We start from the raw sequence: 19,660 nt of genomic DNA, 5'->3' as shown, positions 1-19,660 counted from the left end.
GGTTCGTGCGCGGCCGCAGGCATGGTGAGTCCCGTGAACAGGGCAGCCGCCCAGGCCACACCCCACCACCACCCCAGGAGCAACCGCCATGCCCAAGTCCCAGGAGATCCGCCTCGCCGCCCGCCCCCAGGGCACCCCCCGCCCCACCGACTTCGCCCTCGCCACCACCGCCCTCCCCGACACCGCCCCGCAGGGCCAGGTGCTCGTCCGGAACCTGTGGATGTCCGTGGACCCGTACATGCGCGGCCGCATGGACGACGCGCCCTCCTACATCCCGCCGTTCGAGCTCGGCGCCCCGCTGGAGGGGAGCGCGGTCGGCGAGGTCGTGGCCTCCGGCTCGCCGGACATACCGGTCGGCGCGACGGTCACGCACTTCGCCGGCTGGCGGGAGTACGCCCTCGTCGACGCGGCCACCGCGACGGTGGTCGACACCTCGCTCGTCCCGCCGTCCGCGTACCTGGGCCCGCTGGGGACGACCGGCCTGACGGCGTACGCGGCCCTGACGCGCACCGCCCCGGTCCGCGAGGGCGACGTCGTGTTCGTGTCGGCCGCCGCGGGAGCGGTGGGCAGCGTCGCGGGGCAGGTGGCGCGGGCGCTCGGCGCGTCCCGGGTGATCGGTTCGGCGGGCGGGCCGGAGAAGACGAAGAAGCTGCTCGACACGTTCGGGTACGACGCCGCGATCGACTACCGGCAGGGCGGCCTGCCCGAACAGCTCGCCGAGGCCGCGCCCGACGGCATCGACGTGTACATCGACAACGTGGGCGGCGACCACCTCCAGGCCGCCATCGGTGCCATCCGCCGGGAGGGCCGCATCGCGATGGTCGGCGCGATCAGCGAGTACAACAGCACCACGCCCGTCCCCGGTCCGAACAACCTCTTCCAGGCCGCCAAGCAGGAGGCGTCCCTCCGCGGCATGCTCGTGACCAGCCACTTCGACCTGTTCCCCGAGTGGGTGGGGAAGGCGGCCGCGATGCTCGCGGACGGCTCGCTGCGGACGGAGCAGACCGTCGTGGACGGGATCGGGCGGGCACCCGAGGCGTTCCTCGGCGTCCTGCGCGGCGCCAACACCGGCAAGATGCTGGTCCGCCTCGCCGACGGGGCCGAGTGATGGCCAGGGTGCTCGTCGTCACCGGGCATCCGCGCACCGACTCGCTCACCGCGGGCCTCGCCCGGCACGCCCGGGACCGCCTCACCGCCGAGGGCCACGCCGTGGACTTCCTCGACCTGGAGGCGGAGGGTTTCGACCCCCGGATGACGCCCGATGACGAGCCCGACTGGGCCGATCCGCAGAAGGCGTACTCTCCCGAAGTACGTGCCCACATGCGGCGGGTGGCGGACGCCGACGCGATCGTGGTCGTCTTCCCGGTGTGGTGGTTCGGCCTTCCGGCACTGCTCAAGGGCTGGATCGACCGGGTGTGGAACCACGGATTCGCGTACGGCCGCCGTCGGGGCGGCGGCCCGCTCGCCCGGACCCGGATGCTGTGGCTCGGACTGACGGCGTACGACCGGGCGAAGTTCGTGGACGCGGGCTGGCAGGAGACGGTGACGCGGGTGCTCCGCAAGGGGATCTCGGAGTACTGCGGGATCGCGCCGGAGCGGACGTCGGTGCGGTACGTGTACGACTCGCTGACGGCGGGCGCGGAGGCGGAGGCGGGGGCGGGCGCGTTCGAGATCCTGGACGCGGCGCTCGACGAGCTGCTCCCGGCCCAGGAACCCGCCCCCCCACCCCGCGTGACGGGCGTCACAGCCGAGGCCGCCTTGACCTTCACATCAGTGTGAGGGTTTGACGATGGAGGCACGCAAGCGGGAGGGAAACACCGCGGGCGGCGGCCACCGCAGGCCGCTCGAACCACTCCAGAGGGTGATCGTGATGGACAACAAGCTCTACGACTACAGCCCCATCGTCGAGCGCGAGCCGCTCCACTGGCCGGAAGGCAAGCGCGTCGCCTTCTACATCGGCCTGAACGTCGAGCACTTCGAGATCGGCAAGCCCTCCACGAGCATCTACCCGGGCACCATGGAGCTGACCCCCGACCCGCTCAACCACGGCTGGCGCGACTACGGGGCGCGGGTGGGCTTCTGGCGCACCATGGAGACCCTGGACCGGCACGGGGTGCGCGCCAGCGTCCTGCTCAACTCCGACGTCGGCGACCGCTACCCGCAGATCATCGAGGCGGGCCGGGAGCGGAACTGGGCGTGGCTCGCGCACGGCAAGACCAACTCGGACCTGCACACCGGCCTCACGGAGGACGAGGAGCGCGCGGCCCTCAAGGACATCGTCGAGACGATCGAGCGGACGACGGGGACGCGGCCGCGCGGCTGGATGGGTCCGGGCCTGACCCAGACGTTCAACACCCCGCGCCTGGCGAAGGAGTTGGGCATCGACTACGTACTGGACTGGACGGCCGACGACCAGCCCTTCGCCCTGAACGAGCCGGGCGTCCTGAGCGTGCCGTACACGGTGGAGCTGAACGACATCGGCCTGTTCGTCAGCAAGCACACGTCGGGCCCGGACTTCGTGCAGATGCTCAAGGACCAGGTCGACCAGCTGTACGCCGAGGCGGAGGCCACGGACAGCGGGCGCGTCATGCCGCTGGCCCTGCACCCCTTCGTCATCGGCCAGGCGTTCCGCGCCAAGTACCTGGACCAGGCCCTGGAGTACATCGTGAACCACCCCGGCGTGTGGACGACGACGTCGGACGAGATAGCGGAGCACTTCCGGACCCAGCGGAACTGAACGCCCCCACCGGTACGCACCCAACGCGCCGCCCACGCTCACGAAGAGCGCGGGCGGCGCGGGCCGTTCCGGCTGGCGCGCGTCAGAAGAACAGGACCGAGCGGAGCTTCAGGCGCTCGGAGCCGTAGCCGGTGTGGGGCCGCAGCGTGAAGGAGTCACCGTCGCAGTCCGGCCCCGTGAAGACCGTGGCGTACTCGTCCGTCCTGTTGCGCGGCGAGTGCGCGGGCGAGCTGGCTCCCGGGTCAGCCACCTCGGGCAGGGTGTGGCACTCCCAGCTCTCCGGGTCGTCAATGACAGCGATACGGGGAGAGCCGTCGAGGCCGGTGTACGTGTACTGGAACTGGCCCTCGGCCGCGGCGGCCGACGTAGGCAGGGTGACGATCAGGGCCAGGGCACCCGCGGCGGCGGCCAGGGCGGTACGGAAGCGCATGTGCGCGGTCCTTTCGGGGGGTTGACGACAACGGACCGTGCAGTCGCTTCCCACCCACATCCGCGCATATGCCCCGACCTCACCGGACTCACCTGTACGAGGGGCGCACACGAGGGGCGTACGCAGGGCGACGCACCCACGCCTCCCGCCCCGCTTTCCCGACCGCCCAGGGGCGTACTCCCTGGCCGCACCCGCCTCTCGCGCGCAACCGTTGCCCCATGACCACCACACGCAAGGAAGCGCCGCGCCGCCGCCTGGGCCGTCTGGCCCTGGTCTCGGGCGCCGCGCTCACGCTGTTCGCCGCGCTGCCCATGAGCAGCGCCTACGCCGACGCCAGCGGCACGTTCTACTACGAGTCGGCCACGGCGGGCAGCCAGCAGATCGTCGACCCGCCCCTCCACCAGTGCACCCTCCTCTACCACGCGACTGGCGCGTCCAACCAGACCAACGCCACCGCCAGGGTCTACTTCGACGCCAACTGCGAGAGGGAGTGGGGCACCCTCCAACCCGGCCAGTACTCCAACAACTTCGGCTCCAAGCTCTACAGCGTGAAGTTCGGCAGCTAGCGCCCTCCCGCACCCGGCACCCTCACACGACGGCGGGGCCTCCCCTTCCGGGCCCCGCCGTTCGCCACTGCGGCTTTCCTCTGCCACCCCTCCTCGCGGCGCATACCGCCCGCGCCACGGCGCGGTGAGTGGCAGCATGGCGCGCGTAGGGCTCGCGCAGACCGGGGTGGGGCATCGCTCCGGGTGGAGGTAGGGGCATGGCTGGGGCGGGGAGCCGGGGGCGGTCGCGGGGCGAGCTGATCCGGGAGCGCACGCGGGCGCGGTTCGTGGGCCGGCAGGCGCAGGTGTCGCTGTTCTCGGAGAACCTGGCCAAGGACCCGGCGTCGTCCCAGGATCCCGCGGACTTCCTGTTCCACGTGCGGGGCGTCGGCGGCGTCGGCAAGTCCACGCTGCTGCGGCAGTGGCAGGAGGCGGCACGGCGGGCGGGCGCGCTGACGGCCGTGGTGGACGAGGGCGACGCGCACGGGGTGCCGCAGGCCCTGGTGGAGCTGGCCCGGCAGCTGGCCGAACAGGCGGGCCCGCTCAAGGAGTTCGACAAGGCGGCGGAGCAGTACCGCAAGGACCAGGAGGCCGCCGCCGCGGAGCTGCTCCTGGCGGAGGGCGCGGACGCGGTCCAGGCCGACGCCTCGATGTCGAGCCGGGTCGCGGCGCAGGCGGTGCTCGGCGCGGCGTCGTTCCTGCCCGGGGTGGGCGCGGCCACGTCGATGGCGAGCCCGGACGCGGCCGCGCAGGGCCTCGACCGGCTGCGCGCCGGGGCGCGGGGCCGGGGCCGCCGGGGCCGGGGCGTGGACGCGTCGGGCATGAACCGGGCGTTCGTCGCGGAGCTCGGCCGGTTGTGCGGAAGGCACCCGTGGGTGGTGCTGTTCTTCGACACGTGGGAACAGACCGGCGGCCTCCTGGACGAGTGGCTGCGCGACCTCCTCGAAGATCCCTCCGGCACCCTCCCCATGAACGTGCTGGTGGTGATGGCCGGGCGCGGCGTGCTGGCCGAGCGCCCGTGGGCACCACTGCGGCCGCACGTGGTGGACGTACCGCTCGCGGAGTTCACCGAGACGGAGACGCGGACGCTGCTCGCGGCGCGCGGGGTGACGGAGCCGTGCGTGGTGGACGCCGTCCTGCGTCTATCCCTCGGCCTGCCGCTGCTCGTCGAACTCCTCGCGCTTGCCGAGCCCGAGAGCGCCGAGGACGTGGGCGCGGACGCGGATGTCGTGGACGTGGCCGTGGACCGGTTCGTGCAATGGGTCAACGATCCCCACGACCGCGACGCGATCCTCGCGTGCGCGCTTGCTCCCCGCCTGAACGAGGACGTCTTCGCGGCGGCGGTGCCGCAGGAGGCGCGGGGCCGGTGGGGCTGGCTGTGCGGCCAGCCCTTCGTCAGCGGGCACGGGGATTTCAAGCACTACCACGCGGTGGTACGGGCCAGCATGGTGCGCCAGCAGCAGGCGCACTCCCCGCAGCGGTGGACCGAGACCCACTTGCGCCTGGCCGACGCGCACGCCGCGTGGCGTGCCGCCGCCGAGCGGGACCTGCCCCGGCCGAAGCTCTGGAGCGACGCGCGCTGGCTGCGGCACCGCCTGGACGAGACGTACCACCGCCTGTGCGCCCAGCCGACGTGCCAACTGGCGGCGGCCCTTGAGGAGGCCGTCCACGCCGCCGGGCAGGACGTGGCGGTGCTGAGGCAGTGGGTGGACGTGCTGCAGCTGGCGGCGTACGACACGGTGGACGCCGGGTTGTTGGCGTGGGCCCGGAGGCTGGACGCGGCGGTCACCGGGGACGAGCCCAAGCTGGCCGCCCTTGCCGCGCTCCTTGAGCACGGCTCGCTGAGTGTGGAGGGGCGGGGGCGGGCGCATCGTCAGCGCGGCCGCTGCTTCGGCAGCGCCGACCGCCACGAGGAGGCCCTCGCCGAGCTGAACCGTGCCGTCGCCCTGAATCCCCGTGATGCCACGGCTTGGGGACATCGCGGCGGCGCCCATCAGGCGCTCGGCCAACTCGACGACGCCATCGCCGACTTCACCACCGTGATCGACCTGCGCCCCAACGACCATCTGGCCAGGGTCGTGCGGGGTGCCCTGCGTCTCAGGGGCGACCACCATGAAGAGGCGATCACCGACCTGACGGCCGCCCTTGACGCCGATCCGGCCCACGCGAAGGCTCTGATGCTGCGCGGCCGCGCGCGCGTCAAGACGGAGCGGTACGAGGACGCGGTCAAGGACCTCACCGCCGCCCTGGAGCTTGACCCTCACTCCGCGTTCGCCTTCGTACAGCGCGGCACGGCCCTGCGGAAGCTCGGCCGGGGCGAGGAGGCGATCGCGGACTACACCTGCGCGCTCCGGCTCGACGCCAGGTACACCTTCGCGCTCACGCAGCGGGCGGTGCTCCACCGGGAGGCCGGTCGGTACGAGGCGGCCATCGCCGACTTCACCACGGCGGTGGAGCACGACCCCACGGACACGGTTCCGCGCGCGCTGCGCGGAGCCACGTACTTCATTGTCGGGCAGCACGATCCGGCGCTCGAGGACTTCGCCGCCGTACTCGAACTCAACCCGGTGAACACGCTGGCGCTCTTGTGCCGCAGTGCCCTCCACCAGGAGGCTGGCCGGTTCGACGACGCCGTCGCGGACCTCACCACCGTGGTGGACGCGGAGCCTGACGACCTCAGCGTCCTCACGCGGCGCGGCAACGCTCACCGCCTTGCCGGGCGCTGCGAGGACGCCATCGAAGACCTCACCGCCGTCCTCGACGCCGCCCCCGATCAGGCCCGCCCCCTGCGCCTGCGCGGCGTCGCCCACCGGCAGTCCAGGGACTTCCCCCGAGCGCGGGCCGACCTCGCCAGGGCTGTAGCGCTCCAGGGCGAAACCGTCGCTCTTCTCTTCGAGACGGCGATGCTGAACACGGTCGAGTCGGGCCCCGAGGCGGGCGCGGAGCAGTGGTCAGAGCTCTTCACACGTGACCTGCCCCCGTCCGCCAGGAGGCACGTTTTCCGCCTGCTCCAGCGCGTGGTCCTCGAACCGTCGCACGACGTAACCGAGGCGGCCGACGACTTCCTGTCCTCCCGTCCGGACCGGAAGAACACCACGGAAGCGCTCCTGTACCTGAGCGAACTCTTCCCCCTCGACGGCCCCCTGGCCGCCCGAGCCCGCCGGTGCCACCGTCTCCTCGCCGAACACGGTGGCACCGGCTGACGCTGGGTGTCTCAGCAGGGCTCGCCGGTGCGGCCGCCCTTGGTGGACCAGACGGCCCGCCACTTGTCGGCGCCCTCGCCCGCCGCGTGGCCCTTGTACAGGACGAAGTTGCCGTCCTGCTGCATGCGGGCCCACACGTACCGGTCGCGGCAGGCGTGCGTGCCGCTGTTCCACACGGGGCGGCCGTCGTCGTCGTACACGACGAAGTTGCCGTCGCCCTGCATGACCGCCGCCCCGGCGCTCCGGCCGCTCGTGCCGGAGCTCCACAGCACGTCGACGACCGTGTCGCCCTCGCCGCAGTCGCCGCCCACCGCGCACTGCATGATCAGCTTGGCGAGCTTCGTGAAGTTGGGCGGCCCGCCGACCTCCGGCGGGATCCAGGTCTTCCAGTGCGAGATGACGAAGTTGCCGTCCGGCTGGTAATCGGCGCGGTACCCCTCCTGCGTGGCCACCATGCCGCCGGGGCCGGAGCTGCCGAAGATGATGGGCGTCGAGATGTGGTCCCCCGCGCGCAGACACATCCCGGACCTGAGGTGGTCCCACGACCCGTTCCCCCGGGCGCAGTTGCGGTCGAACCCGCTGCCGCGCCAGGTGTCGGCCGAACTGGTCCCGGCCGCGACGACGTTGGCACCGAGCGCCACGGTGGCCACTACGCCGGCTAACAGTGCTCTGAGCGAGCGCTTCATCTCTGTGTCCCCTCCGTTTACCGGCAGCCGTGGTCTGCGGCCGCCGTCACGGAACGCTGCCAGCGGGGGTTCAACGCGTACTCAACGGGGCCTCAACGGGGGCCGGTTCGCGCACCCGGCCGGTGCGCCAGGCTCACACGTCGAGGCCCTTCACGTACTCCTCGAAAGGCACAGCGCGTTCCAGGGCGGTCCGTTTCCAATGCTGGTAGGGGGCGGGGTCGCCCTCATAGGCCTCGCGGTTGATCTGTGTGCCGTCCGGGCGGAAGTTCAGGTGGGCCACCCGGGTCTCGTCGAACATCCACCAGTCCCGGCCGGAGAGCGGCAAGCCGTGGTCCTCCCGCGTCACGTCCAGTACGCGGATGTCCTCACCGGCCGCGATGTTGCCGGGGATTCCCCACGCGAACTGGTACCGCTGGTAGTCCGTGAGTGGTTGGCGTACGACGCGGACACGGCCTACGTACCTGCCGGAAACCACGTATCCGCGCACCCGTTCGTGCCAGCGGACGTTGTGGTCGGCGGGCTTGGCCTCGCCGCGCAGGAAACGGGCCACATTGGCCTGCTCCTTGGGCACGGTGTAGGTGGGCTGTGCCTCGAATCGCCACGCTTCCCGCTCGAAAGCGTCGAAGTACCGGCGCCAGCCGTCACCATCCAAGAGCACGGAGAGCCTCCCTCAGAACCCGCAGCCGAGTGCCCGGCTCACGCTACCCTTCCCGTTCCGCCCGGAGGACGAGGGGAAAACGTGGACACCCAACTGGCCGGTGAAGCATTCGGCCGTCTCTTCGACACCTTCGAGCAAACCGCGTTCCGCCTTGAGACCCGGGCCGAGTACGACTGAGTCCGGTCCATGACCGACAAGGGCAAGCAGGTGTCCCGCGTCCACGTCCTCCCGTCCCCGTGGACCGACTATCGAGCAGCCTGTGGAGGGGCTGCCGGATCACGACTTCTGGCCCGCGGACCAGCTGAGCGAGTACCGGGGGTACCGGGACCGGGCCCTTGCCGTCGCTGTGCCATTCGCCACCTACTGGGAGCGGCACAAGCAGTCTTGACCGTCGGTTCGGGGTGTCAGGGTGCGGCTACGCCCATGTGAGGTGTTGCCCGTCGGGGCCGACGTGCAGTCGCATTCGGTCGGTGGGCGGGCGCCCGTCCGCCTGCCAGCCGGTGACGCGTTCGCTGATCTGGTCCCACAGGCGCGCCGGGCCGCCCTGGCGGACCATCCATCGTCCGCCGTCCTCGAAGACAGCGGCCCAGGATCCGGCCTCCACGTCGATGATCACGTGTTCCGGTCGGCCGTGCCGTTCCAGGGTGAGCCGCTGTACGCGTGGCGCGGCGAACTGTGCGACGAACCGGGCTGTCCAGTGGTCGAGTACATCGGCGCCCAGCTCGGCGGGGATCGCGTCGCCCTCGCCCAAGTTCGGCAGGATTTCGAGAGGGGGCGCAAGGTGTGGGCGGGCCAGCATGAACGAGACCTGTCCGCCGAGAACCGGGCCGCTGGCCGTGCCGTCGTCGGCGACCGTGAGCCGTACGAGTTCGGATGCGTGCATCCACCCGCCGACCGTGACCAGGACCTCACCGCCGGGACGGGTCTGAGCGAGCCATTCACTTGGCACCGTGTGCACGCCGCAGGTGGCGATGACGCGATCGTACGGGCCCCGGTCCTCGCATCCCACAAGGCCGTCACCGACCACCCGCGTGGGCCAGAATCCGGCGCCCGCGAGCGCGATTCCGGCGCGGGCGGACACCTCCGCGTCGACTTCCACCGTGATCACGTTGTCCTCGCCCACGACATGGCACAGCAGCGCCGTTGAGTAGCCCGTGCCCGTGCCGATCTCCAGTACGCGCGTTGCCTCGGTCGCCCGCAGGTCTTCGAGCATCCGCACGACCAGACTCGGCAGGGTGGACGAGGACGAGGGGGCCGCCGCGATACGCCCCTCGACCTGGTCGGGAAAGACCGCCCCGGCGACCTGCGTGACGAGGGTGTCGTCTTCGTAGATCCGGGCGAGATCCGCAGCGGTGTCCCCGGCAGTGGGCCGGTACCAGCCGCCCTCTTCGTACTCGAACCAGCCACGCGCGAGGAACGCCTCGCGGGGGACGGACAGAACGGCCGCTTCCCACTGGGGGCCACGTAGCGCACCGCTCTTGGACAGGTTCCGCGCCAGCTCGGCCCGTAGGTGTTCCGCGGGCAAGGGGTCAGTCATGATGGCTCACTCCGTTCTCCAACAGGTCGGCGATCGCGGTACTGATCGGCAGCCCGACCGCGTCTTGTCGGGTAGCGGGGACGCATTGCTGCGTCCCCGCCCCCTCAGAACCGTGCGTGCGCCCTTTCGACGCACACGGCTCAAGCAAGCCGCAAGGGCGTTGCGGGAGATGATTCGAGCTTCGGCTTTCTGCGTTGACGGGCTTGAAGCCCGCGATGGCAGGAGGCGTGTACAAGGCGTGTTTGTGTTCCGCCCGGCGTGCCGCGTCCGTGATGAGTGAGATAGCTGGCTGCTATTGCTCTACGGACGGTGCTCAGCCACCAGCGTTCCCATTCGTGCGGGGATTGCGGCGGCTGTTCGGCGATGAGGATGTGGTCCCCGCAGAGCGGACAGCGACCGTCCTGCCTGGCTAGCAGGCGCAGGTTGTAACTGTCCAGCGGAGGCTTGACCCTCTTTCGCCTCTTGGCCCAGTAGTCGGTCAGGCCGGGGTCGTCGGGTGACGCTCCGCCTGCGACCAACTGGTGCCGGACAATGTTCGTCCAGGCGAACTTGACCATGTGGAATGTCGTCCCGCTCTCACTGACGTTGTCGCGGTCTCCAAACACCCAGCGGTCGTTCCGGAACACGTTGAACTTGCCGTAGTAGCGGCGCACGATCCACTTCTTCGACTTGTTTGGGTGCGTATATCTGGCCCACTTGTAAGTGAGCCGCCACACATAGGTGTCCAGCGATGTGAAGATTCGACTGGACACGACACCCCGGTAATAGGCAGCCCAGCCCTTGATGATCGGGTTGAGCTTGGCGATGACCACCTTCGCGTTCGTTCCACGCAGAGAGCGCATCTCGTCCGCGAGCCGTTTCCTCAGCCTTTTGACCGCCTTGTTGCTCGGAGTGATGATCAGCTTGCTGTCGCGGAACCGGCGGATAGTGAGACCCAAGAAGTCAAACCCATCGGCGAGGTGCACAATGCGCGTCTTATCCTCATTGAAGGTCAGTCCCCTGGGCGCCAACCACGTCGCAATCTGTGCCTTGACCTGATCAGCCTGCTGCTGCGAGTGACAGCAGGCAACCATGTCGTCGGCGTACCTCACCAGAACAGGAGCCCCCCTCTCCATCTGTCCGGCGTTGACGCCGGACGTCAGATAGCGGACCCCGGCGGCCTCTTCCAGCCCGTGGAGTGCCACGTTCATCAGCAACGGGCTGATCACGCCACCTTGAGGAGACCCCTCTTCGGTCGGCTTGACCATACCGTCCTCGACCACTCCTGCTTTCAGCCACCCACGGATCATTTTCCTGGCAGGAAACGATCCGAGTGCTTCGAGCAATGGTTTATGACCGATTCTGTCGAACGCGGCGGACAGGTCGGCGTCCAGAATCCACAGCCTCTTGGCGTGAACGCCCTTCAGCGTGGTGTAGAGGGCGCCGATTGCATCCGCGCAGCTACGACCGGGACGAAACCCATACGATCTCGGCTCGAATCGCGCTTCCCATTCAGGCTCAAGTGCATTGCGGACCCGAGCCTGATGGCACCGGTCCACGATCACAGGAATTCCGAGCGGGCGCTGCTTCCCGTTGGCCTTCGGAATGTACACACGCCGGACCGGCAGCGGATCCCAGGACGACCGTGTGCGGTGCACGCGCATGGCCACTGCCATCCTGGTCTCGGGCGTCAGGGCAGTTTCCCCATCAATCCCAGCCGTTCGGCGTCCAGCATTGCGCTGGGTCACCTGCCGCACGCTGAGTAGCGTGTTCGACCATGACCTCAGCATCATCTTCTGCAAGGACCGGACCGTGGCCCAGTCCTCGTCCCGCGTCGCCTTGAAGATCCTCCGCCGCAGTCTCACTACGTTCTCCTCATGGTGACGCCAGGTGATGGCGTCCCATTCGGGAACGTCCTTGGGTCCGTTCACCGTATTGGCCTCCAACTTGTCCCTTGGTTCGTGAGGCGTCGGCCTCGAAGTTCAAAGGCTCACCAGCCCACGTCAGCTCCCTTTCGGGACCGGTCGCCAGGACCGGCATCCGGCCAGTTCCCCAGGGCGGCTACCTGGAGGGGTGGCAAATTGCCCTGAATCCTGTTGCCTTTCGGCAGCCGGCATCCGCTTCTTGGGCTTCCTTTCCCGCCGAGGGGTTCCGCCCCTCTTACGATCGGCCTACCGGGCCAGAAGGCCCGGACCCCGACGGGGTTTCCACGTTCCGCGTACACGAGATACGGCCGGGGTGGGCGCCCCCTATGCCCCGGAGCCAGCGGTGTTCCCACGACCGACGGCTTCTGTCCGGTCGCCGCTTGCCGCCTCTTCCAACGGCTAGGCTCTATCACCCTGGTTGATTCTCCGTCACCCAGAGTTTGGGCTAACGAGACATCATCAGAGGTTCACTTACGTTCGCCCGCTCGGCCTTCTCCTTGCCTGGTTGCTCCCCCGGACGGAACGGGGGCCCTTAGGCGTTTACCCTGAGCTTCGCACCCTCTACAGGCAGGACCTGTGAACGCACGTCAGGGCGGAGACTGATCTCGAACACTGATCAGGAACTACGCATCCGGCATAACCGGTCTCCAATCTGCGAGTTCACTCGCCGTACGCGACTTCGTGTCGCACCGAGCCACGCCCACTGTCCGTTGGGATTGCACTCCAAGAACCACCATCCGTCGTCACCGGTCACGGCGAAGTCGAAGGCGCCGAAGCTCAGTCCGAAAGCGGAGAGGAACCGCACGAGTGCCCCGCGCATCTCCTCCGGGCAGGCGACCGGCTCATAGGTGAGGCTCTGGTACTCGGCCCGCCAGTCCACGACACCGGGCGGCGCGGTGATGCGCGCGGTGAACACCTGATCGCCGACGACGACCACGCGCACGTCCGCCACCTTGGGCACCTGCGCCTGGAACAGGTGCGCGCTGTGGCTCACTGCGCCGTCGACCTCCCCCGCCGCGACCGGGGCGGCCCAGATTCCGGCGGGCTCGCCCCCGACGTCGTACGTCCCCGCGTACAAGGGCTTGTAGATCGTCGGCTGCGCGGCGCAGAATTCCTTGGCTTCCATCGGATCGTTCGTGATCAAGCTGGCCGGGACCTTGAGCCCCACCCGGGCCGCCGCTGCCAACTGCGCGGGCTTGTACTCCGCCCGCGCGATGGCCTGCGGATGACTGAGGTACAGGCACCCCGGCAGCGCGCCGAGCACTCCGCCCAGTCCACGCCGGTTCTCCTGAGCGGCGAACCGCGCGGCCTGCTCGCCGCTGTCCGTCACGTAGGCACTCGGCCGACGGTGATACAGGGCGCGTACGCCGGACAGGTCCACCGTACGGTCCCCGACCGCGAGGTGCCCGGCCCAGCCGTCCGCACTCGTACGGGCGGCGATCACCGCGCGAGCGGGGAAGTCCCGCCCGGGGTCGAACCGGAGGACGGGCACACGGCGCCGGTTCAACTCTGCGATGACCACATCCGCGGTTGCGTCCTCTGCCCGCGTGGAGACCAACACCGGACGTCCGTCCATGGCGCTGCCTCCTATTCGTCCTGCTCCGCGTCCTGGCCCGTGTCCGGGTCGACCTTGCCGTCTTTGCCGACCTGAGTAGGCGGGTAGGTGTTCACGCTCGTACCGTGCTTCCCGAGTTCAGCCGGGACCATCGCTCCGTCCTCCCCGATCCACCGGCCGGTTTGCGTCACCGGATCAACGCCCGCGTACCGCCAGGGTGAGGGGGAACCGTTGCGCAGCGGAGCCATACGACCGAACCCCCACGGGGTCTGAGAGATCGCCTCCGCCGTCGAGGTGCTCGTGTTCACGTCTCCTCCTTGGTCCCGTTACCGTGCCTCCATCGTGGCGGGCCGCCCCGGCCCGCGCACCGGTTCGGGTGACTTCTCGCTGGGTGTGACCGCGCGGCGCCGCCCGGTCCTAGGCTCGGCGGCGACTACGCCCGTACGGCCCCCGGGAGGTGCGCCTTGGACGGCAACGAGGACATGGACGAGGTCGGTTGGGAGGTCGACGCCGACGGCGAGTCCATCGCGATCGCCGAACTCATCGGCCGCCAGCTCAAGTTGTGGCGCGAAGCCGCGGAGCTGCGGGCCGTCGAGTTCGCCAGCCTCATGGGCTACGGAGAGGACCTGATCCACAAGGTCGAACGCGGGGTTCGCATCCCCCGGCCGGAGTTCCTGGAGCGCGCCGACGACGTCCTTCACGCCAGCGGCCACCTCAAGGCGCTCAAGAAGGACGCGGAGAAGGCTCGTTACCCGAAGAAGGTTCGGGATCTGGCGAAGCTGGAGGCGCAGGCCGTTGAGCTGTGCGCGTACAACAACTCTTTGATCCATGGGTTGTTGCAGACGGAGGAGTACGCACTGGCCGAGGTGCGCAATCGACAGCCCCCGTTCCCCGAGCGCGAGGTGGAGCGCCGGGTCGCCGGCCGCATGGCTCGGCAGGAGATCGTGGACCACGCGTCGGGGCGGCCTGTTTTCAGCTTCGTGCAGTGCGAATCGACTTTGCGTCGGGCCAACGGGGGAAGGATGGTGATGCGTGGGCAGCTCGAACGTTTGTTGGAGGTCGGGCAGTTGAGGAACGTGACCATTCAGGTTCTGCCGTTGGATCGGGAGGAGAACGCCGGGATGGGCGGTTCCCTCACCGTGTTCAAGCTCAAGGGCGGCGACAACGTCGGCCACCTCGCCGTTCAACTCGTTAGCCGACTGGTTACCGATCCGCGCGACATCCAGACCCTCGAAATGCGCTATGGCATGATCCGGGCGCAGGCTCTCACGCCTCGGGAGTCACTGGCCTTCATCGAGAAAGTGCGGGGAGAGACATGACACTGAAGTGGGTCAAGAGCAGCTACAGCACCGCCGACGGGCCGGACTGCGTCGAAGTGGCCTGGCGCAAGAGCAGCTACAGCAGTGCAGACGAGCCCGAGTGCGTCGAGATGGCCGCCACCCCCGACGCCGTCCTCGTCCGCGACTCCAAGAACCCCGACGGCCCCCGCCTCACCGTCAACCCCGCCGCCTGGGTCGGCTTCATACGCGGCACCACCGAATAGCCGTACGCGCGCCGCGACCGTTCCAACCCCCGCCAGGGCCCTGTTCCCTAGGGCCCTGGCCCTTTGCAGGGCCCCCTGCGGCACCCCGCCCCACCTGGTGAAAGGCGGGGCGGCAGCGCTCGTGTGGCGGACCGTGATCACCGGTGTAACGATCCGCTTGTGCGATCGAGCGGATCTCGATGGCACACACGGCTGTTGAAGTCGGATCACCTATTCCTGGGGACTTGGTCCAGGGGGGCTTTCCGGAGTCACGTTCGCCGAACCACGAATACGGTCCATCGGTGAGTACACGACGTGACGGCCAAGGCCGGGTCGACGAGTCGCTGGACCCTGCGGAAAAGAGTGTCCCCATGTCCCACCGCACCCGCACGAGCGCCCTCGTCGTCGCCGCGTCCCTGGCGATGACCACCCTCTGCGCCGCGAGCCCCGCCACCGCCAAAGCCGCCACGCCGAACAAGTGCGGCGGCGTCATCTCCGACTTCTCGGGCACCGTCGCCCCGGCCGTCCCGTTCACCGGGACCCTGACCGTGGTCATCGACAACAACACGTTCAAGTACCCGATCACCATCACCTCGCAGGCACCCAACAGCAACATCCTCCAGGTCAACGCCAAACTGCAGTCCGACCAGGAGGTGTCCACCACCAGTAGCTTCAGCCTGGAGGTCGACAACCTGGGCCGGGGCAAGATCTTCTTCCAGTCCCCGACCGGCTACGGCAGGACCACCAGCATCCACTGCGACACCACGCCGTTGAATCCGCAGTCCACCCGCGTCACCCAGATGACCGGGAAGATGACCGATCCGACCATCACCAACAAGGCCCAGGGCGACTTCACCGTCACCCGCCCGGCGCTGTAGCCACACGGCGGACAGCCGCAGGGCTGCGAGGTCGCGTTGAGTCGAGCCGCAAGCGAAGCCAACGCGACCGCGCAGCCCGTATGGCGGAGCGCGCAAGCACCCACAGTGAGCAGCGGCGTTGCTTCCGTGCGCCCCTTGATCACCTCAGAGCGCCTTCGAACCGGGAGTCATGGAAACGATTTACCGGAGATGCTCATTCCGGATGGCTGACAGCTGGTCGGCTGCCGCTGAACAGAAGGAAATCCCCGTCATGCGTCTTCGCCACACAGTCGGTGCCACCCTCGGCGCCCTCGCCCTCGTCCTGACCATCCCCACCTCGGCCAACGCGGTTCAGGGCGATCTCTTCTACAAGTACGGCGACCCGGCCAGCCCGAAGACGGGCTCCTTCGAGGATCCGGCCATGTCCGAGTGCCTCAACGTCATCGAGGTCGAGGGCAAGAACGACACCGCCTTCGCGCCCGAGAGCACCATGCAGGAGCACGACACCTTCGTCTTCACCGAAGAGGACTGCCAAGGCACGAAGACGAAGGTCCCCCCGGCGACGAAGCTCGGGCCCGAGGTCAAGTTCAAGTCGATCCTCGTCGAGACGGCCACCTGAGCCACCCGCTCCGCCCCGGTACGAGCCACCACGGCCCGCACCAGGGCGGTGCCGCGTAGCAACACCCCACGCCCCACCACAGCGGCGCGGCACGGGAGTTCACCGGCGGCCGCTCGATCCGGCCTCACGCGGCGCCACACACACCCACGTGAACCAAGCAGCATCGTCGCCGCGCACGCCGTACGGATGGTCCGCACCAGCCGTCACGAACTCCGGTGCACAAGGCACGACACGCTCCACAAGCCCCAGACCACGGCAGCCCAAACAGGAGAACCCATGCGTCCTTGTCACGCAATCGGCGCCGCCCTCGGCGCCCTCGCCCTCATCGTGACCATCCCCACCTCGGCCAACGCCACCGTCGGCTTCTTCCACTACCAGTACGGCGACTCGGCCAACCCAACTGCTGGGAAGCTGGAGGAACCGGAGGCGAGGGCGTGCATCAATATCCCCGAGGTCGAGGGCAAGCCCGGCAGCGCGTTCTCGCCGAGCAACGACGTGGGCGATTCCGAAGCCATGCTCTACAGCGAAGAGGGCTGCGAGGGCACGACCACGAAGATCGTCCAAGGCCAGGAGTTCGGCGCCGATGTGAAGTTCAAGTCCGTGATCTTCGAGATTGTGTGAGCCACCCCACTCCGCCCCGGTACGAGCCACCACGGCCCGCACCGGGGCGGAGCCGTGTCATGGCCCGGGGCTGCCGAACGGATCTCGTATCGCGAAGTGACCGTACGTACACGCGAGTTGATGTACGGTGACCGCAGACAAAACGGCCCCCGCGCTGGCGGCAACCAGCAGCGAGGGCCTTCACTCCGAGTGCTTGCGTAAGGAGCACCCGAAATGCTTCGTCATGTTATCGCCCCCACCCGCTTCTTCTCCCAGACGCCGAACGAGATCATCCGACATCCCCGGCTCGGCTCGGACGCGGTACGGATTCTCACCTGGCAGCTCTCCCTCCCCGAGGGAGAGGACGAAGCGCTCTCCGCCACCGCCGCGAAGGCACGCGTCCGCCGCGCCGGATTCAACCGCGCCAAGCGGGAGTTAAAGGACGAGGGCTACCTCCACGAGTGGCGCGTACAGGGCCCGCGAGGCCGCTGGTGCACCCACCAGCTCCTCTCGAACGTCCCCCTGTCGCCGGAGCAGGCTTCCGCCGTGTGGAGCGGGGACGTCCGGCGCGACAGCGACGACGACTCGGGCGCGCCTCCGAGTGACAAGGCCCCGGCCGTCGGCGGACCAGCGGGCCGGGACGTCGGCGGTCCTCCTAACCGAACACCCCCGGTGAACACCCCCCAACCTTCCGCGCCCGCCCCGGAATTGCCCGAAGCGCACCGCCTCATCCAGGAACTCCCCAGCCTCGACCCGCGCCTGCGCGTACCTCGCGGCATGCTGCCCCAGCTCACCGAGCTTGCCGGGAAGTGGCTGACGCTCGGTCACACCCCGGACGGCGTACGGGACGAGATCCGCCGGAACCTGCCCCCGGTCATCCACAAGCCGGGCGGCCTCGTGCGCCACCTGCTCAGCGACCCCCCACCGCCCCGCCCGCAGCCCGCGCCCGTCGCCGCGCTGCGGGAGTGCGCGGGCCCGCATCCACAGCCGCTGGTGTTCCGGCCGGTGGCCGGTGAGGACCGGTGCGGAAGCTGCCGCCAGGACCGCGCGGTGCACCGGGCCGCCGTCCAGGCCACCGCACGCGGCGCCCTCGCCGTCCGAACGGCCCTGCGCGGGGCGCGGGTATAGCTTTCTCTACCCCCGCCTCGGGTGCCCGCCGGAGTGAGTTCGGGCGGCTGCGCTTCTAGCGTCGGACGCATGGACGACTCCGCGCGGCGACGGCCGCACACACGACGTACCGCGGCGTTCGGCGCGGTGGTGGCCGCCCTCGCCCTCGCCGCCCCGACGGCCCACGCGGGCACCACGACGAGCGGCGGCCTCGACCGCTACCACCAGCAGCGGCTCGACTGGGGCAGCTGCGCCTCAGGGCCCGACGACTCGACGGGGCGCGACCTCGACAAGGCCGGGGTGCGCTGCGCCGACGTCACCGTGCCGCTCGACTACGCCGCGCCCGAGGGACGGACCCTCACCGTCGCGATCTCGCGCCTGAAGGCCACCGACCGGCGGCATCGCGTAGGCGCGCTGCTCATCAACCCCGGCGGCCCCGGCGGCACCGCCCTCGACATGCCGCCCGACATCCGCGAGGCGATGAAGGAGACCGGAGCGCGGTACGACCTCATCGGCATGGACCCCCGCTTCGTCGGCCGCAGCACGCCGCTGGACTGCGGCTGGCCCGTCAGCACCGCCGTCCTCTCCGCCGGAGCCGGCCGCGCGGGCTTCGAGCGCCAAGTCGCGCTCCAGAAGCGGCTCGCCGACAAGTGCCGGGCCACGCACTCCGACGTGCTGCCGCACGTCAGCACGCGCAACACCGCCCGCGACATGGACGTCATCAGGGGCGCCCTCGGCGAGCGCAAGCTGTCGTACCTCGGATACTCGTACGGCACGTATCTGGGCACCGTCTACACGCAGATGTTCCCCGGCCGCTACGACCGCGTGGTCCTCGACGGCGCCCTCGACACTCCGCGCTACCAGCCCCGCCTCCTGCGCGGCGCCGAGCCCGAGAACCAGCGGGCCCTCGCGGACTGGGCCGCCTGGGCCGCGCGGCGGCACGCGACGTACGGGCTCGGCCGCAGCCGCGACCAGGTGCTCGCCACCGTCGACCGGATCGTCGCGAAGTCCGCGCGCGGCCTTACGCTCCGCAGCGGGTCCGACGTCTTCCGCGTCGACGACTCCCACGTGCCGTTCCTGCTCGTGGAAGGCATCGCGGACGACACGGACGCGGCCCGCGCCGCGCTCGGCGAGACCGTGTCCGTGCTCGCCGACGCCGCCGGGAAGCCGGCCCGGCCGTCGAAGCACCTCGCCGAACTGCTGCGGTACGCGACCACCGGCGTGGACTCCGCCTCCGGCAGCGCGCAGACCGCCATCCTGTGCGGGGATGTCGCCGCCCCGCGCGACCCGGAGCGCTACTGGCGCGACATCCAGCGCAGCCGGACCCGGCATCCGCTGTTCGGCCCGCTGACCAACAACGTCACTCCGTGCGCCTTCTGGGACCGCCCGCGCGAGCGGCCCACGCGGGTGCGGCACGACGCCCGCGCGCTGATCGTGGCCGCCACCGGCGACCCGCGCGCCCCGTACGAGGGAAGCGTCGCGCTCCGGCACCGGCTGCCGGGCTCGAAGCTGCTCACCCTCAAGGGCGCCAACCGCCACGGGATTTACGGGGAGTACGGCAACACCTGCGTGGACTCCAAGGTCAACGCCTATCTGGCCACGGGGCGGCTGCCCGCGAAGGACGAGACCTGCGCGCGGTGACCGCCGCACGACGCCGACACGGGAGCGGGCCCCCACCCCGCGAAGGGGTGGGGGCCCGC

19 protein-coding genes are annotated in these 19,660 nt (G+C 69.8%); 12 read left to right on the top strand and 7 right to left on the bottom strand.

Features of this window, described 5'->3' with window-relative positions:
* Nucleotides 1-88: 88 nt before the first annotated feature.
* Genes CP982_RS25980 through CP982_RS25970 form a run of 3 tightly spaced genes read left to right on the top strand, consistent with a single transcriptional unit; the run spans nt 89 to nt 2,737 of the window.
* The gene (locus CP982_RS25980; protein ID WP_150512693.1) at nt 89-1,108 is read left to right on the top strand and encodes an NADP-dependent oxidoreductase; all 1,020 of its coding nucleotides are present in this window, start codon (nt 89-91) and stop codon (nt 1,106-1,108) included.
* Nucleotides 1,108-1,779, top strand: coding sequence for an NAD(P)H oxidoreductase (locus tag CP982_RS25975; RefSeq protein ID WP_150512692.1), 672 nt, complete (start codon nt 1,108-1,110; stop codon nt 1,777-1,779). The genes CP982_RS25980 and CP982_RS25975 overlap by 1 nt, the downstream gene beginning before the upstream one ends.
* A 10-nt stretch (nt 1,780-1,789) precedes the next feature.
* The gene (locus CP982_RS25970; protein WP_229878541.1) at nt 1,790-2,737 is read left to right on the top strand and encodes a polysaccharide deacetylase family protein; all 948 of its coding nucleotides are present in this window, start codon (nt 1,790-1,792) and stop codon (nt 2,735-2,737) included.
* 82 nt (nt 2,738-2,819) lie between these two features.
* Here the strand turns inward: CP982_RS25970 and CP982_RS25965 are convergent, their stop codons facing one another.
* Nucleotides 2,820-3,167, bottom strand: coding sequence for a hypothetical protein (locus CP982_RS25965; RefSeq protein ID WP_150512691.1), 348 nt, complete (start codon nt 3,165-3,167; stop codon nt 2,820-2,822).
* Between the two features lie 218 nt (nt 3,168-3,385).
* Between CP982_RS25965 and CP982_RS25960 the strand changes: the two genes are divergently transcribed.
* Complete coding sequence (locus CP982_RS25960) at nt 3,386-3,733, top strand: hypothetical protein (RefSeq protein WP_150512690.1); 348 nt, start codon at nt 3,386-3,388, stop codon at nt 3,731-3,733.
* Between the two features lie 197 nt (nt 3,734-3,930).
* Nucleotides 3,931-6,915 carry a tetratricopeptide repeat protein gene (locus CP982_RS25955; protein WP_150512689.1) on the top strand — a complete coding sequence of 995 codons (2,985 nt, stop codon included), beginning with the start codon at nt 3,931-3,933 and terminating at the stop codon, nt 6,913-6,915.
* 11 nt (nt 6,916-6,926) lie between these two features.
* On the opposite strand, the gene CP982_RS25950 is transcribed toward CP982_RS25955, so the two are convergent.
* The 6 genes from CP982_RS25950 to tgmA form a co-directional block, all read right to left on the bottom strand.
* Entirely contained in the window at nt 6,927-7,556 is a 630-nt protein-coding gene (locus CP982_RS25950) for a hypothetical protein (protein WP_170316492.1), read from the bottom strand.
* A gap of 178 nt (nt 7,557-7,734) precedes the next feature.
* Nucleotides 7,735-8,259 carry a DUF6879 family protein gene (locus CP982_RS25945; RefSeq protein ID WP_150512687.1) on the bottom strand — a complete coding sequence of 175 codons (525 nt, stop codon included), beginning with the start codon at nt 8,257-8,259 and terminating at the stop codon, nt 7,735-7,737.
* Between the two features lie 415 nt (nt 8,260-8,674).
* Nucleotides 8,675-9,796, bottom strand: coding sequence for an ATP-grasp peptide maturase system methyltransferase (tgmC, locus tag CP982_RS25935; RefSeq protein WP_150512686.1), 1,122 nt, complete (start codon nt 9,794-9,796; stop codon nt 8,675-8,677).
* 140 nt (nt 9,797-9,936) lie between these two features.
* A complete protein-coding gene (gene ltrA / locus CP982_RS25930) occupies nt 9,937-11,706 on the bottom strand; it encodes a group II intron reverse transcriptase/maturase (RefSeq protein ID WP_150512685.1) in 1,770 nt (589 codons plus the stop codon).
* A 610-nt stretch (nt 11,707-12,316) separates the two neighbouring features.
* Nucleotides 12,317-13,276 carry an ATP-grasp ribosomal peptide maturase gene (tgmB, locus tag CP982_RS25925; protein ID WP_150512684.1) on the bottom strand — a complete coding sequence of 320 codons (960 nt, stop codon included), beginning with the start codon at nt 13,274-13,276 and terminating at the stop codon, nt 12,317-12,319.
* A gap of 11 nt (nt 13,277-13,287) precedes the next feature.
* Nucleotides 13,288-13,563: a putative ATP-grasp-modified RiPP gene (gene tgmA, locus CP982_RS25920; protein ID WP_229879819.1), complete on the bottom strand. Its 276-nt coding sequence runs from the start codon at nt 13,561-13,563 to the stop codon at nt 13,288-13,290.
* Nucleotides 13,564-13,737: 174 nt separating this feature from the next.
* Between tgmA and CP982_RS25915 the strand changes: the two genes are divergently transcribed.
* From CP982_RS25915 to CP982_RS25885, 7 genes are all read left to right on the top strand, one after another.
* Nucleotides 13,738-14,574, top strand: coding sequence for a helix-turn-helix domain-containing protein (locus CP982_RS25915; protein WP_150515704.1), 837 nt, complete (start codon nt 13,738-13,740; stop codon nt 14,572-14,574).
* Nucleotides 14,571-14,798 (top strand): DUF397 domain-containing protein, encoded by a 228-nt coding sequence (locus tag CP982_RS25910; RefSeq protein ID WP_150512683.1) that lies wholly within the window; start codon nt 14,571-14,573, stop codon nt 14,796-14,798. Before CP982_RS25915 ends, CP982_RS25910 begins: the two co-directional genes overlap by 4 nt.
* Nucleotides 14,799-15,148: 350 nt before the next feature.
* Nucleotides 15,149-15,655 (top strand): hypothetical protein, encoded by a 507-nt coding sequence (locus CP982_RS25905; RefSeq protein ID WP_150512682.1) that lies wholly within the window; start codon nt 15,149-15,151, stop codon nt 15,653-15,655.
* 250 nt (nt 15,656-15,905) lie between these two features.
* Complete coding sequence (locus tag CP982_RS25900; RefSeq protein ID WP_150512681.1) at nt 15,906-16,253, top strand: hypothetical protein; 348 nt, start codon at nt 15,906-15,908, stop codon at nt 16,251-16,253.
* Between the two features lie 276 nt (nt 16,254-16,529).
* On the top strand, nt 16,530-16,874 hold the full coding sequence (locus CP982_RS25895; RefSeq protein WP_150512680.1) for a hypothetical protein: 345 nt from the start codon (nt 16,530-16,532) through the stop codon (nt 16,872-16,874).
* A gap of 213 nt (nt 16,875-17,087) precedes the next feature.
* Nucleotides 17,088-17,981 carry a hypothetical protein gene (locus tag CP982_RS25890; RefSeq protein WP_184926475.1) on the top strand — a complete coding sequence of 298 codons (894 nt, stop codon included), beginning with the start codon at nt 17,088-17,090 and terminating at the stop codon, nt 17,979-17,981.
* Between the two features lie 69 nt (nt 17,982-18,050).
* On the top strand, nt 18,051-19,601 hold the full coding sequence (locus CP982_RS25885; protein ID WP_150512679.1) for an alpha/beta hydrolase: 1,551 nt from the start codon (nt 18,051-18,053) through the stop codon (nt 19,599-19,601).
* The last annotated feature ends 59 nt before the right edge of the window (nt 19,602-19,660 follow it).

The sequence above is a fragment of the Streptomyces spectabilis genome (assembly GCF_008704795.1).
Taxonomy (GTDB): Bacteria; Actinomycetota; Actinomycetes; order Streptomycetales; family Streptomycetaceae; genus Streptomyces; species Streptomyces spectabilis.
This window is presented reverse-complemented; position numbering and strand designations above follow the sequence as displayed.

Bases quoted from the DNA above. Each gene is read 5' to 3' on its own strand.
- CP982_RS25895 (WP_150512680.1), top strand. From the start codon at position 16,530: ATGCGTCCTTGTCACGCAATCGGCGCCGCCCTCGGCGCCCTCGCCCTC.
- CP982_RS25910 (WP_150512683.1), top strand. From the start codon at position 14,571: ATGACACTGAAGTGGGTCAAGAGCAGCTACAGCACCGCCGACGGGCCG.
- CP982_RS25905 (WP_150512682.1), top strand. From the start codon at position 15,149: ATGTCCCACCGCACCCGCACGAGCGCCCTCGTCGTCGCCGCGTCCCTG.
- CP982_RS25915 (WP_150515704.1), top strand. From the start codon at position 13,738: ATGGACGAGGTCGGTTGGGAGGTCGACGCCGACGGCGAGTCCATCGCG.
- CP982_RS25900 (WP_150512681.1), top strand. From the start codon at position 15,906: ATGCGTCTTCGCCACACAGTCGGTGCCACCCTCGGCGCCCTCGCCCTC.
- CP982_RS25960 (WP_150512690.1), top strand. From the start codon at position 3,386: ATGACCACCACACGCAAGGAAGCGCCGCGCCGCCGCCTGGGCCGTCTG.
- CP982_RS25980 (WP_150512693.1), top strand. From the start codon at position 89: ATGCCCAAGTCCCAGGAGATCCGCCTCGCCGCCCGCCCCCAGGGCACC.
- tgmC (WP_150512686.1), bottom strand. From the start codon at position 9,796: ATGACTGACCCCTTGCCCGCGGAACACCTACGGGCCGAGCTGGCGCGG.
- CP982_RS25975 (WP_150512692.1), top strand. From the start codon at position 1,108: ATGGCCAGGGTGCTCGTCGTCACCGGGCATCCGCGCACCGACTCGCTC.
- CP982_RS25890 (WP_184926475.1), top strand. From the start codon at position 17,088: ATGCTTCGTCATGTTATCGCCCCCACCCGCTTCTTCTCCCAGACGCCG.
- CP982_RS25970 (WP_229878541.1), top strand. From the start codon at position 1,790: ATGGAGGCACGCAAGCGGGAGGGAAACACCGCGGGCGGCGGCCACCGC.
- CP982_RS25885 (WP_150512679.1), top strand. From the start codon at position 18,051: ATGGACGACTCCGCGCGGCGACGGCCGCACACACGACGTACCGCGGCG.
- tgmB (WP_150512684.1), bottom strand. From the start codon at position 13,276: ATGGACGGACGTCCGGTGTTGGTCTCCACGCGGGCAGAGGACGCAACC.
- CP982_RS25965 (WP_150512691.1), bottom strand. From the start codon at position 3,167: ATGCGCTTCCGTACCGCCCTGGCCGCCGCCGCGGGTGCCCTGGCCCTG.
- CP982_RS25955 (WP_150512689.1), top strand. From the start codon at position 3,931: ATGGCTGGGGCGGGGAGCCGGGGGCGGTCGCGGGGCGAGCTGATCCGG.